Origin of the sequence: Kitasatospora sp. NPDC059160, assembly GCF_042755465.1 — a bacterium.
GTDB lineage: Bacteria > Actinomycetota > Actinomycetes > Streptomycetales > Streptomycetaceae > Kitasatospora.
Map to the genome: position 1 here is coordinate 1 of NZ_JBHZCN010000005.1, position 12,983 is coordinate 12,983.

Consider the following 12,983-nt stretch of genomic DNA (forward strand, 5'->3'; position numbering starts at 1 on the left):
GGGGTTGGTTTTTGTTTATACCCCCCGCGCCCGGCCCCGGGCCCCGCCGGGGCACGCCGCCCCGGGGGGGGGCTGACCGGGCGGGGACACCCCCCGCCGGGTCGGCACCGGCCGGGGCGCGGTGGTCGAAGGCGATCAACGGATCCCCGGTCAGCGGGTGTTCGACCACCGCGGCCCGGACGCCGAAGACCTCGGCCAGCAGCTCCGCCGTCAGCACCTCGCGCGGCGCCCCGGAGGCCACCAGGGCGCCGCGGTGCAGCACGTGCAGACGGTCGCAGACCGAGGCGGCGGCGTTGAGGTCGTGCAGCGCGACCAGGGTGGTGCGGCGCTGCTCCCGCAGCAGGGCGAGGAGTTCGACCTGGTGGCGGACGTCCAGGTGGTTGGTCGGCTCGTCCAGCACCAGGACGTCCGGCTGCTGGGCGAGCGCGCGGGCGAGCAGCACCCGCTGCCGTTCACCGCCGGAGAGCTGGGCGAAGCGGCGGTCCGCGGCCCCGGACATGCCGACCCGGTGCAGGGCCTCGGCGGTGATCCGGTGGTCCTCTGGGTCGTCGGCCGCGAACGCCCGCTTGTACGGGGTGCGGCCCATCGCGACGACCTCGCGCACGCTCAACTCGAAGTCCCCGCCGCGTTCCTGGGGCAGTGCCCCGATGTACCGGGCGGACTCGGCGGGCCGCAGCTCCGCCAGGTCCCGCCCGGCCAGCAGGACCCGGCCGGCGCTGGGCCGCAGGTGCCGGTAGACGGTGCGCAGCAGGCTGGACTTGCCGCTGCCGTTGGGCCCGACCAGTCCGGCGATCTCGCCCTCCTCGGCGACCAGGTGGACTCCGGCCACCACGGTGCGCCCGGCCAGGGCGACGCTCAGGTCCTCGACGGCGATCCTCAACTGCGCTCCAGTCGTCGGTCCAGCAGGTAGAGCAGGGTGGGGGCGCCGAGTACGGCGGTGACCACGCCGATCGGCAGTTCCTGGCCGTCCAGGGCGGTGCGGGCCACGGTGTCGACGACGACCAGGAGCACGGCCCCGGTGAGGGCGGACAGCGGCAGCAGGCGCCGGTGGTCGCCGCCGACGAGCAGTCGGCAGACGTGCGGGACCATCAGCCCGACGAAGCCGATCGCCCCGGAGACGGCGACCAGCACTCCGGTGAGGACGCTGGTGACGACGAAGACCTCGCGGCGCAGCCGGGTGACGTCCACGCCGAGTCCGGCGGCCGTCTCGTCCCCCATCAGCATCGCGTTGAGCCCGCGGGCCCGCGCCTGGAGCAGGGCCAGGCCGAGTGCCACGGCGGCGACGGGGACGGCGAGTTGGGACCAGACGGCGCCGCCGAGGCTGCCCATGAGCCAGAACAGCACGCCCCGGGTCTGCTGTTCGTCGCTGGTCTGCAGGACGAGGTAGCTGGTGATGCCGCCGAGGAACTGGGCGATGCCGATGCCGGCCAGCACCAGGCGCAGGGGGGAGAAGCCGCCGCCGCGCCGGGCCATCAGCCAGACCAGGGAGAACGCGGCGAGCGCCCCGGCGAAGGCGGCCAGGGAGACGGTGAGGCCGAGCCCGCTGCCGAGGGAGAGTTCGAGCCCGAAGGCGGTGCCGAGGACGAGGGTGGCGACCGCTCCGAGGGAGGCTCCGGAGGAGATGCCGAGCAGGTAGGGGTCGGCGAGCGGGTTGCGGACCAGGGCCTGGACGGCGGTGCCGACCAGGCCGAGTCCGGCGCCCACCACGGCCGCCAGCAGGGCGCGTGGGACGCGCAGTTGCCAGACGATGAGGTCGCGGGTGCCGGGCTCGGGGGCCCGGCCGGTGAGGTGGTGGGCGACCACCGACCAGACCTCGCCGGGCGGGATGTCCACCGAGCCGAGCGAGACGGCGGCGGTCAGCGCGAGCACCAGGGCGGCGGCGAGCGCGGCGGCCAGCGGCCCGGCCCGCAGGGTGCGGGCCGGGCGCCGGCTGTCCGGGCGCTCACTGTCCGGGCTCCCGTGGCCCGGGCTCCGGCTGTCCGGGCCACGATTGTCCGGGCTCCGGTTGTCCGGGGCCTCGGCGAGGTCGGCCGAAGTCACCGCCTACTGCCCGTTCTTGACGAGGTCGGGGTGGACGGTGGCAGCGATCTGCCGGACGGCGTCGGCGTTGCGCACACCCGCGATGGTGGTCACCTCGGAGCCGAGCCGGACGAAGTGCCCCTCTTGGACGGCCTTGAGGCCCTGGGTCGCCGGGAAGCCGCGCAGGAACGCCTCGGCGTCGTCGAAGGCCTTGCGGGTGTCCTGCTCGCTGCCGCGGTTGCGCACGGCGAGCTGGATCCAGTCGGGGTTCTTGGCCACCACGTCCTCCCAGGAGCCGGGCTTGAAGTCGGCGTCGCAGTCGGCGAAGACGTTGCGGGCACCGGCCTGGGTAATGACGGCGTTGGCCACCTGCCGGCCGCAGACCGCGACCGGCTGCTTGGTCCCGGCGTCGAAGTCGAAGACGAAGTAGCTCGGCCGCTTGTCCTCCGGGACGGCGGCGAGCGCGGTGCGGACCCCGCCGATCTGCTTCTCCATCCCGGTGACGAGTTCCTCGGCCCGGGCGCCGGTCCCGGTGACGGCGCCGAGGCGGCGGATGTCCTCCTCGATCCCGGCGAGGTCGGTGCGCGGCGCCTTGGCGGCCTTCGGGGTGCCGGCGCAGGCGGTGGAGAGCAGGTAGACGTGCTGGATGCCGGCCGCGGCGTACTCGGCCTCGCTGGGCCCGGTGGCGCCCCCGCCCATCATCGGCATCGCCCCGAAGGTGTCGACGTAGAGGTCGGCGCCGGAGTCGAGGAGCTTCTCCTTGGGGATGGTCTTGTCGCCGAGCACCGGGACCTTGGCGCCCTGCTCGGCGAGCGCGGCCGGCAGGGTGCCCTTGCCGGGCGGGAAGCCGGTGCCGATCACCCGGTCGCCCGCGCCGAGTTGGAGCAGCAGCTCCAGGCTCGACGCGTTGCTGGTGACGATCTTCGTCGGGGCCTTGGCTATGGTCGTCTCCTTGCCCGCGCAGTCGGCGACCGTGACGGGGTAGGCGGCCCCGGCGGGGGTGGCCTGGGCGGTGAGGGCGGCGCTGCCACCGCCACCGTTCCCGCCACCGCCGCTTCCGCAGGCCGTGGCGAACAGGGCGACGGCGGCCGCGATACCGCAGACGACGCGAGGGCGCATGAGGACTCTCCTGGTCGGTGATCGTGCTGAGGGCCCGCGCTGCGGACCCGGACCAGGTAGTCGGGCGGGGTCCGCACCGGGTTCCCGGGACTTCCGGGACTTCCGGAGCTTCCGGAGGCCCCCGTACCCAGTGGTCGCGCATAGGGTGGCCGGGTGGCAGACCTCACCGACCCGCGCGACGACCTCGGCCTGCCCGTACGGCTCGGGCCGCTGCCGCCCCGCCGGGTGGTCTCGCTGGTGCCCTCGCTGACCGAGGCCGTCGCCGCCACCGCGCCCGGCCTGCTGGTCGGCGCCACCGACTGGTGCAGCCACCCCGCCGAACTCGCCGTCACCCGGATCGGCGGCACCAAGAACCCGGACGTGCCGGGCGTCCTCGCGCTCGGCCCGGACCTCGTGATCGCCAACGACGAGGAGAACCGCCGCCCCGACCTGGAGGCGCTGCGGGCGGCCGGGGTTCCAGTGTGGGTCACCGACATCCGCACCCTGGACGACGCCTTCCGCTCGCTGGACCGGCTGCTCACCGTCGCCTGCCGACTGCCGCGCCCGGCCTGGCTGGACGAGGCGGAGGAGGCGTGGCGGGACGTCCGGCCGAGCGGTGACCGCGGCCCGCGGGCGGTCGTGCCGATCTGGCGCCGCCCGTGGATGGTGCTCGGCCGCGACACCTTCGCCGGGGACCTGCTGCGCCGCCTCGGCCTGCGGCTCGTCCACGCCGAGCACCCCGAGCGCTACCCGGCCGTGCCGCTGCCCGAACTGCTCGCCGACCGGCCGGACCTGGTGGTGCTGCCGGACGAGCCGTACCGCTTCACCGCCGAGGACGGCCCGGAGGCCTTCCCCGACATCCCGGTCGCGCTGGTCGGCGGACGGCACCTGACCTGGTACGGGCCCTCGCTCGCGGAGGCCCCGGCCGTCCTCCGGCGGGCGATCGAGCACCCGTTCGTCCAGGGGGAGACGACCGCACCATAGGATGACCGCCACTCGCCGGGATCACGGGATCACCGGCGACGAGTGGGGGGACCACCAATGAAGTTGCGCACCACCCGGCGGGCCACCGTCCTGGTGTCGGCCGTCGCCGTGTCGACCGCCGTCCTGGCGGGCTGCGGCACCGAGAGCGGTGACAAGCACCCGAGCGCCGGATCCGGCACCACCCTCACCGCGGCCTCCGCCGCGCCGACCGACACGTCGAGCGCGAGCCCGTCCGCGAGCACCACCCCGACGCCGAGCGCCTCCGCCTCTGCGAGCCCCGACGCCTCGCACAGCCCGAGTGCCGGCCCGAGCAAGGCCGCAAAGGCCTCGCCCACCACCCAGAGCGGCAACGCCCAGAGTGGGAACGCCAAGGGCAGCGGCGGCACCGCGGCCGGCGCGCCCGCCACCCAGCCGCCGGTCGAGAAGCCCGCCATCCCGGCGCCCGTACCGACCGCCAAGCCCGGCGCCGTCGCCCTCCCGGCACCGCCCGCGCCGCCCGCCGGCCACGTGCCCCCGGCGCAGAGCGGCTGCCAGCCCAGCAAGCCCCAGCCGGACGAGGCCAAGCCCGCGGTCGCCGCGGCGCTCACGACGGCCGCCGGCCAGTCCCGGGTGCTCAACCTCAGCTCGGGCGGCACCGACAGGCTCCCGCCGCTGCCGGTCAACCTGGTCAAGGCGATCGCCTGGCAGGAGAGCGGCTGGCAGTCCGGCATCCTCGCCTGCGACGGCGGGATCGGCACCATGCAGGTCATGCCCAACACCGTCAGCTGGATGAACGGCAAGTACGGCACCAGCTCCGACCCCAAGACCCTCACCGGGAACGTCCAGCTCGGCACCCAGCTGATCGACTGGCTGGTCGCCTACTACGGCGACTCCTCCTTCGGCGGCAAGTACGACCTCTCCCCCGACCCGGCCACCGGCAAGACACCGCTGCTCGACCTGGTCATCTCCGCGTACAACGCGGGCGCGGGCAACGTGCACTACACCACCGTCACCGACCCCACCTCGGGCGAGGTCGTCGGCAGCCTCGACATACCGAACCCGAAGTACGTCGCCAACGTGAAGGCGCTGATGGCGAGCCAGCCCTGGAACAAGGCGGGCTGACCGCCCCTTCGCAGCAGGACCGGCAGACACGGCACAGGGCCCGGGACGCGATCGCGTCCCGGGCCCTGCGTGTCCGGCTGCCGCCCGGACGTCAGCCGCGCGCGGCGGTGACGGCGGCGCCCAGCGCCTCCTTGATCCGGGGGCCGAGGCGGGCGAAGCCCAGCTCCTTCATGGCCGCACGGAGCAGCTCCTCGTCGCTCCGCCCGGTGCCGTCAGCGTCGATCCAGCGGACGACGGCGAGCAGTTCGTCCGCCGAGTAGGCGGTCACGGGGCGGCCGGGGGTGAAGTCCGGCTTCGCGGGACGGCCGGTGGCCGCCTCGGCGACGGGCTCGGGCTCGGGCTCGACCTCGACGGCCGGTTCGGGCTCGGGCTCCGCCTCGACCACGGCCTCGACCTCAGGGGCCACCTCGGCGACGACCTCGGGCTCGACCTCGGCGACGGCCCCGACGGCAGGGGCCTCGGCACCTACGACCGGAGCCTCCTCAACGACCTCGACCTCGGCCACCGGCTCGACGACCTCAACGACCTCGACGGCAGGGGCCTCGACCACGGCCTCCGGCTCGACAGCGGGCTCCTCGACGGCCTCGACCTCGACGGCGATCTCGGGCGCGACCTCGACGGCGGGCGCCTCGGCAACAGCCTCGGCCTCCTCCTCCGCTACGGCCGGAGCCTCCTCGACGGCGTCGACCTCGATCGGCGACTCCTCGACCTCAGCGGCCTCGGGCTCGGCGACCTCAGGCTCAGCGGCCTCGGGCTCGGCGACCTCAGGCTCAGCGGCCTCGGGCTCGGCGACCTCGACGGGTGCTTCCGCGATCACCTCCGGCTCGACGGCGATCGCGACCTCGACGGCCTCGGCCTCGGCAGTGACCTCGACCTCGGCGGCAGGCTCCTCGACCTCGACCGACTCTGCCTTCGTCTCGTCCGCTTCCTCCGCGACCTCGTCCGCCGTTGCGGCCTCGGCCAGGGCGGCGGTGGCGGCGGCCACCAGGTCGTCAGCGGCCGGGGAGGGCGCCGGGAGGGAAACCACGGCGACCGGAGCCTCCTCCTTCTCCTCCTCCACCGCAGCCGACTCGGCCTCGACGTCCGCCTCGGCCTGGAACTCGTCCACGGCCTCCGCCGAGGGGTCGGCCTCGGCCTCGACCTGGGCCTCAACCTCGGCCTCGGGCAGCTCGGTGTCCGTCTCCCCGGTGTCCAGCTCCTCGGCAGCCGGCTCCGCAACGACCGGCTCCGCGACGACCGGCTCCGCGGCCGACGACCCCGCCAGCCCGTCCCGCTGCCCGCCCGCGAGCGCCTGCCGCGCCGCGTACGCGGCCTCGGCGGCGCGGCGGTCGGCCTTGGCAGCGGTGAGTTCGGCGAGCAGGTCGGCGAGGCCGGCCTCCTCCAGGGTGGCGCGCAGGCCGCGGATGGTGGGCAGGCGGTAGAGGGTGCCCTCGTCGGCGGCGAGGCGTTCGACCAGGTCGGCCAGTTCCGCGAAGGCGAGCCCGTCGAGGTCGTGCTCGGGCAGCAGTCGGGCGAGGCCGCGCAGGCCGGTGTTGATCGGCTCGAAGGCCTGGGCGGTGCGCTCGACCAGGCTGCCGTCGGCGGGCACGCGCGGGAGGGTGCCGGCGGGGGCGACGGCGGCCCACGCGCGGCGCTCGATCTCGGCGGAGGTGAGCGCCTCGTGCAGGTCCTCGCGGCGGACCTTGCGGTCGTGGGCGAGGGCGGCGGCCTGCTTGCGCAGCGAGCGGCCGCGCAGCCAGGACAGCTTGACGCCGTTCTCGCGGCGCCAGGTGCTGTCCGCGGTGGCGGCGGCGAGGGCGACGAGGTCGGCGTCGTACGCGGCGTCGGTGAGGGTGGCGGAGGTGCGGCGGACCCGCTGGAGCATCTCGACCAGCAGCGCGGTCTTGGCCACGGTGTCGGGCTCGTCCAGCTTGACCTCGGCGGCCATCGCGGTGACGGCTTCCCAGGTCTGCTGGAGGTCGCTGCCACGGAGTTCGGCGAGCGCGGTGGAGGCGGCGCGGGCGTCCTCGGGGGTGGCGACGGTGTCGACGGCCGCGTACCAGGCGTGGGTGTCGGCGCTGAGCGTGAAGGCCCCGAGTTCGGCGTAGCGGCCGAGGTCCTCGCGGAGGTCGGGCTCCGCAGCGGCGTCCTGGGGGTCCTTGACGTCTGCGGCGTCGGCGACGTCCGCCGGGTCGGCTGCGTCGGCGTTGCGCGAGTGAAGCACTGTCATGTGAGGTCCGGTTCTGGGCGACGACGGCGGGGCTGACGGCGAGGGGGCGGCGGCCCGGGTGCACGGGGCCCCTGGGGCGGGACCGGGGGGCGTGCGGGTCGGACCGCCGGTTGTGGAGGCCCAGAATACGGGTGCCCGTTCGAGCCTTGCACGCACCCACCGCCGGACGGACTGGTGTCGTATGCCGTACCGCCCGCCTGGCCGCTACTCGGGAGGGCCACCCGGGTGGCCCGGTGCTGGTCCGGACGGGTGGCCGGGGTGCTCCGTCCGGGGCGGGCCCGGCTCGGGTGGAGCGGACCGTCGGAGCCGGTCGAGCGGGACGGTGCGCAGGCCGCGGCCGGGCCGGGTGGGCGGCGGGTGGTGGCCGGCCCGGCCGAGGGCGGCCAGGTCGACCGGCGCGAGGTAGGCGTGGAGCGCGGTGCGGTGCCACCAGGCGCCGGTTTCGCGCAGTTCGCGCCATCCGGTGAACCGGTAGAGGTGGAGGGTCGACCGGACGTGGGTCGGCGGGGCGTCGGGGAAGGGGTTGTGGCGCAGCAGCCGCAGTGTCGCCCGGTCGCCGGCCAGCAGGCGGGCGACGAAGGGCAGGAACCAGGGCCGGGCGTAGGCGGGCGAGATGCCGGCGAACCACATCAGCCAGTCCAGGCGCAGGTGGTAGGGGGCGTACTGGCGCGGGAGGCGGCGCACGTCGCCGGGTTTGCCCTTGAAGCCGTACTCGCGCCAGACGGTGTGCGGGGTGACGACGGCCTCGTCGGTGCCCTCGACGACGACCTCCCGGCGCAGGCGGTTGACGCTGCCGAAGGCGCCGTAGGTGTTGACGAGGTGCAGCCGGTTGAAGGAGCGGTTCATCACCTGGCCCCGGGAGAGCAGGTTGCGCACCGGCCAGTAGCTGAGCACGAGGACGGCGGCGGTGACCGCCATGACCACCGCCTGGTACCAGACGGGGGCGTCGGGGACGGTGTGGGCGCGGACGGGCAGGCCGAGGCGGGCCGGTTCGACGGCGGCGAGCGTGAGCACGACGGTCAGCCAGTTGAGCCAGGCGAAGTTGCCGGAGGCGATCAGCCACAGCTGGGTGGCGATCACGGCGCAGGCGGCGTAGCTCGCGACGGGCTGCGGGAGCAGCAGGCCGATCGGGACGAGGAGTTGGACGACGTGGTTGGCCGCCACCTCGACCCGGTGCAGCGGGTCGGGCAGGTGGTGGAAGAACCAGCTGAGCGGTCCGGGCATGGGCTGGGTCTCGTGGTGGTAGCGCAGGCAGGTCAGGTCGCGCCAGCAGCTGTCCCCGCGCAGCTTGATCAGCCCGGCGCCGAACTCGACCCGGAAGACCAGCCAGCGCATCAGCCAGAGCACGGGGGTGGGCGGGGCGGTGTCGGCGTTGCCGAGGAAGGCGGCGAGCGAGCCCGCTTCGAGCAGCAGCGACTCCCAGCCGAAGGAGTACCAGGTCTGCCCGACGTTGACGATGGAGAGGTAGAGGGCCCAGAGCACCGCCCACACCGGGATCGAGGCCCAGAGCGGGAGGACGTCGCCGAGGCCGGCCGCCACCGCGGCGGCCAGTGCGGCGCCGGTCAGGGCGACGGCGGTGAAGAAGCGGTCGCTGTAGTGGAGGTGGAAGAGGCCGGGCGAGCGGCGGAACGGGACCCGGGCGGTGAAGCGGGGCACCGGGAGCATGCCGTCGGTGCCGATGAGGGCGCGGAACTGCGCGGCCGCGTTGAGGAATCCGATCAGGTAGAGGCCGGCGAGCAGGCGTTGGACGAGCAGTCGGCTCAGCCAGTAGTCGGGGGCGGCGAACCAGTTCATCCAGTCCATGCGGCCCATGCCTACCACCGGCGGACCGGCGGCGGACGGCGGCTCGCTGGTTGCGGCCCGGCCGGGACGGCGGGCCCTACCGGGACAGCGGTCTCGGCCGGGACAGCGGGTCCGGCCGGGACAGCACTGTGGCGGGGAGCCTCTCCTCGGGGGTGAGAGGCGCCCCGCCACAGTGGTGGGCAGTGCGGGTGGTGCGATGGGCGGTGCGGTTGATGCGGTTGGCGCGGTTGGCGCGGTTGGCGCCGTCGATACGAGTGGTGCGAGTGGTGCGAGTGGTTCGGTTGGTGCGGTGGCCGGTTGCGCCCGGGCGCCGTGCTGCCGCGCACGAGCGACGGTCGGCCGCTCAGCTCGGCAGGACGAGTCCGGTGCCGCCGGCGATGCCCGGTCGGCCGGTCGCGGTGGCCGCGCCGTTCTGCTGGAGCCGATCGACCAGCAGGGCCGCCAGGGTGCCGAGTTCCTCCTCGGTGCGGGACTGGGCGGTGACGTCCATGCCGACGGTGAGGACGCCGTTGACCTGGCCGGTGCGCGCGGTCCGCAGCGGGGTGCAGGTGAAGCTGAAGATCTGCTGGATGCGCTGTGCCTCGGGACGGCCGGACTGGATCCGGACGTCGTTGAGGACGGTGGCCCGTCCGGTGTGGAAGGCCTCCGCGACGGCCTGCTGGAGGCCGGCCGCGCCGAGCTGGGGGTAGGCGGTGCCGATCGAGCCGTACGCCACCGGGGCGCCGAAGGTGTCGGCGTGCTGGGCGTTGGCGTAGCGGATCTCCTGGCCGGGGCCGTCGGTCAGCATGATGGGGAACGGGGAGCCGTCGAAGGCGGCGAACATCTCCTGCTGCTGGGCGAGCAGGTTGTCGCGCAGCCGGATCTCGGAGAGCAGCGCCTCGGCGAGGTGCTGGATGTCGCGCAGCCGCTCGCGTCCCCACTGCCGGGGTTCCCGGTCGAGGACGCAGACGGTGCCGATGACGGTGTTGGTGTCGTCCACGAGCGGGGCGCCGAGGTAGGCCCGGACGCCGAGTTCGTCCACGACCGGGTTACCGGCGAACCGGGGGTAGGCGAGGATGTCGTCCAGTGCGAGGGGTGAGCGCTGGGCGACCACGTGCGGGCAGAAACCGTGACTCATCGGCATCTGTCGGGTGGGGAGGTCGAAGGCGATGCCCCGATCCGCCCAGGACGCGCCTTCTTCGGCCGCCAGGTCGGAGGAATTTGGCGGAATGTAGAGCCCCCGGAACATCTGGCGCTCGTCGTTGATGAAGTTGACCATCGCGATGGGAGCGCGGGTGATGCTGGCTGCCAGGTGGGCGAAGCGGTCGAAGGCCTCGTCCGCGGAGGGTTCGTTGAGACCCAGGCTGCGCAGCCTGCGGGTCCGCTCGGATTCCCCGGCAGCACTCGGGAACTGGCCTTGAGTGCTCATCACATCAGTCATGGCGCACATGTAATCAGACATCCGGGCGCCGCGGTGCTACCGGTACCGGCCACCGACGTTGCTGATGGACAGTCAAAGCAGCATGTGAGCGACCACGGGCGCTCCGGCCGAGGGGGGAAGGTCAATCCCCTCCCGACCCCCTGGCAAAACCCGCCCCGAAGCGGACGGGCCGAATCCCGCCATTCCAAGATCCACTATGTGTGGATCCCATGTGCCCATATGACAATGAGCCCTGCCGAAGACACGGACGGTAGTTCCCCGGGCCCCACGGGAGCGCCGCCCCTAGGGTCCGTCTTCAAACTCCCGTCGTCCGCCCGGAGGGCGGGCGGGGCGGCGTTGGGGTGCGTGCATCGCAAGGCGGAGGAGGGAGCCCAATGCAGCGCATTGGCGACCGACGACAACGCGGCGAGGTGCGTGCCCCGGCGTCGGCCCGCAGACGGGAGTTCGAAGACGGACCCCAGGTCCGCATGCACCGATGGCTTGGAAGCGATCGGCACCGCCACACCTCCACACCCCCACCCGAACCCTCAGGGGGAGCGGCCGGAGCGGCATCTACGGCATGAACGGGAGGCACGACACCCACCGGAATGAGAGGACCAAGCATGGCGATGGACTACTTCACCGACGAACGACACGAGAGCCTCCGGGCCGAGGTGCGTGAGTTCGCGGAGAAGGAGGTGCGTCCTCAGGTGGCCCGGATGGAGGCCGACCGGGAGATCGAGTTCGAGCTCTCGCGGGAGATCGCCCGCCGCGGCTGGATCGGCGTCACGATCCCGCGCGAGTTCGGCGGCCTGGGCCTGGGACACCTCGCCAAGACCGTGATCGTCGAGGAGCTGGCGCGGGTCAGCGGTGCGATGGGCGCGATGGCACAGGCCTCCCAGCTCGGCGTCGCCAAGGTCATCCACTTCGGTTCGGACGCCCAACGCCGGTCGTGGTTGCCGAAGTTCGCCTCCGGGGAGTGCCTGCCGACGATCGCGGTCACCGAGCCGGAGTCCGGCGGCCATGTGCTCGGCATGGGCGGCACCGCGCGTCGCGAGGGTGACGAGTACGTGCTGAACGGCCGCAAGGTGTTCGTCGGCAACTCGCACATCGGCGACGTCCACGGCGTGGTCTTCCGTACCGGCCGGGGCAGCAAGGGGCTGTCCGCCTTCCTGGTCGAGAGCGACCGGCCCGGCTTCCGCACCGGCACCGTCGGCACCCAGGGCGGCCTGCACGGGTTCAGCTTCGGCGAGCTCGTCTTCGAGGACTGCCGCGTCCCGGTCGGCAACCGGCTCGCCGAGGAGGGGCAGGGCCTCGACGTCGCCTACTCCTCCTCCACCCTGTACGGCCGGCTGAACCTGGGCGCCGTCGCGCTCGGCATCCACGTCGCCGTGGTGGAGGACACGGTGCGCTACGCCGAGGAGCGGGTGCTCTACGGCAAGCCGATCAACCAGCTGAACAGCATCGCCCTCAAGCTCGGCGAGATGCAGTCCCGGCTGATGACGGCCAAGTTGGCCGCTTACCACGCCTCGCACCTGCTCGACAACGGCAAGGCCTGCGACGCCGAGCTGATGAACGCCAAGCTGATCAACACCGAGAACGCGATGGACTCGGCACGTCAGGCGATGGAGATCTTCGCGGCGCGCGGCACCCAGGAGGAGCACAACATCATCCGCTACCTGCGGGACGCCACCCACATCTACGCCCCGGCCGGCACCTCGGACGTGCAGAAGCTGCGGCTCGGACAGGTCGCGACGGGCACCTACGGCAAGCAGTGGTCGGCCGAGCTGGCCGACCTGGCGAGCTGGGCGTGGACCGAGCTCAACGCGCTGGAGTCCGGGGCCTCCGGGGCCGCCCGCGCCGCCGGGGTCTCCCCGGCGGAGGAGCTGTACGGGTACAGCCCGCGCGGGGTCCGGGGCGTCCGGAGCGCTCGCGTGGTGCCGCTCTCCGCGGCGGGGTGAGCCGCGCGGCGGGGTGATCCGCACGGAGGACCGAGCCACGCGGAGGACCGAGCCGCGCGGAGGACCGAGCCGCGCGGCGGGAGCGCCGGATCCGCAGCCGCCGCCCGGATGGTGGCGAACTTTCGGTATGACGACGATTTGACCTGCTCCTGACGGCTCCCCGAGAGGCCCACCGACCTCCCGAGGAGCCGTCCCCGCTCCGCACCGACCGCGCTGAGCTGCGACGATCCGTCGGCGAACGCTCCGACCGGAACTGGCCGTTCCTGCCATCGCCCGTTCACATATCGTCAGTTGATGTTGCGATGGGGCCACCTGGGACTGATAGGTTTCCTGCCGTCGGCGGCCGAGCTGCACCCGCACGGACGGTGACACCGCGTCACCCCGTCCGGCGACCCCGGGCCTCGGCTCC

9 protein-coding genes are annotated in these 12,983 nt (G+C 73.7%); 3 read left to right on the plus strand and 6 right to left on the minus strand.

Annotated elements, in window-relative coordinates; all coding sequences use genetic code 11:
• The 3 genes from ACFXOZ_RS03110 to ACFXOZ_RS03120 form a co-directional block, all read right to left on the minus strand.
• Nucleotides 1-880: ABC transporter ATP-binding protein (locus tag ACFXOZ_RS03110; protein ID WP_380586886.1), on the minus strand; the 880-nt coding region annotated here is incomplete at its 3' end.
• Complete coding sequence (locus ACFXOZ_RS03115; protein WP_380532389.1) at nt 877-1,911, minus strand: FecCD family ABC transporter permease; 1,035 nt, start codon at nt 1,909-1,911, stop codon at nt 877-879. The genes ACFXOZ_RS03110 and ACFXOZ_RS03115, both read right to left, overlap by 4 nt.
• 132 nt (nt 1,912-2,043) lie before the next feature.
• Complete coding sequence (locus tag ACFXOZ_RS03120; protein WP_380586889.1) at nt 2,044-3,138, minus strand: ABC transporter substrate-binding protein; 1,095 nt, start codon at nt 3,136-3,138, stop codon at nt 2,044-2,046.
• Between the two features lie 210 nt (nt 3,139-3,348).
• Between ACFXOZ_RS03120 and ACFXOZ_RS03125 the strand changes: the two genes are divergently transcribed.
• Both ACFXOZ_RS03125 and ACFXOZ_RS03130 read left to right on the plus strand, forming a co-directional pair.
• Entirely contained in the window at nt 3,349-4,101 is a 753-nt protein-coding gene (locus ACFXOZ_RS03125) for a helical backbone metal receptor (RefSeq protein WP_380587078.1), read from the plus strand.
• A gap of 57 nt (nt 4,102-4,158) precedes the next feature.
• Nucleotides 4,159-5,202, plus strand: coding sequence for a transglycosylase SLT domain-containing protein (locus ACFXOZ_RS03130; RefSeq protein WP_380586892.1), 1,044 nt, complete (start codon nt 4,159-4,161; stop codon nt 5,200-5,202).
• Between the two features lie 91 nt (nt 5,203-5,293).
• Here the strand turns inward: ACFXOZ_RS03130 and ACFXOZ_RS03135 are convergent, their stop codons facing one another.
• The 3 genes from ACFXOZ_RS03135 to ACFXOZ_RS03145 form a co-directional block, all read right to left on the minus strand.
• Nucleotides 5,294-7,411: a hypothetical protein gene (locus ACFXOZ_RS03135; protein WP_380586895.1), complete on the minus strand. Its 2,118-nt coding sequence runs from the start codon at nt 7,409-7,411 to the stop codon at nt 5,294-5,296.
• 204 nt (nt 7,412-7,615) lie between these two features.
• Entirely contained in the window at nt 7,616-9,205 is a 1,590-nt protein-coding gene (locus ACFXOZ_RS03140) for a lipase maturation factor family protein (protein ID WP_380587081.1), read from the minus strand.
• A 352-nt stretch (nt 9,206-9,557) separates the two neighbouring features.
• A complete protein-coding gene (locus ACFXOZ_RS03145; RefSeq protein WP_380395852.1) occupies nt 9,558-10,634 on the minus strand; it encodes a GAF domain-containing protein in 1,077 nt (358 codons plus the stop codon).
• Between the two features lie 602 nt (nt 10,635-11,236).
• Between ACFXOZ_RS03145 and ACFXOZ_RS03150 the strand changes: the two genes are divergently transcribed.
• Nucleotides 11,237-12,574 carry an acyl-CoA dehydrogenase family protein gene (locus ACFXOZ_RS03150; protein WP_380586898.1) on the plus strand — a complete coding sequence of 446 codons (1,338 nt, stop codon included), beginning with the start codon at nt 11,237-11,239 and terminating at the stop codon, nt 12,572-12,574.
• The last annotated feature ends 409 nt before the right edge of the window (nt 12,575-12,983 follow it).

Coding starts and splice junctions, on each gene's coding strand:
- ACFXOZ_RS03120 (WP_380586889.1), bottom strand. CDS start 3,138: ATGCGCCCTCGCGTCGTCTGCGGTATCGCGGCCGCCGTCGCCCTGTTC.
- ACFXOZ_RS03130 (WP_380586892.1), top strand. CDS start 4,159: ATGAAGTTGCGCACCACCCGGCGGGCCACCGTCCTGGTGTCGGCCGTC.
- ACFXOZ_RS03135 (WP_380586895.1), bottom strand. CDS start 7,411: ATGACAGTGCTTCACTCGCGCAACGCCGACGCAGCCGACCCGGCGGAC.
- ACFXOZ_RS03140 (WP_380587081.1), bottom strand. CDS start 9,205: ATGAACTGGTTCGCCGCCCCCGACTACTGGCTGAGCCGACTGCTCGTC.
- ACFXOZ_RS03145 (WP_380395852.1), bottom strand. CDS start 10,634: ATGACTGATGTGATGAGCACTCAAGGCCAGTTCCCGAGTGCTGCCGGG.
- ACFXOZ_RS03150 (WP_380586898.1), top strand. CDS start 11,237: ATGGCGATGGACTACTTCACCGACGAACGACACGAGAGCCTCCGGGCC.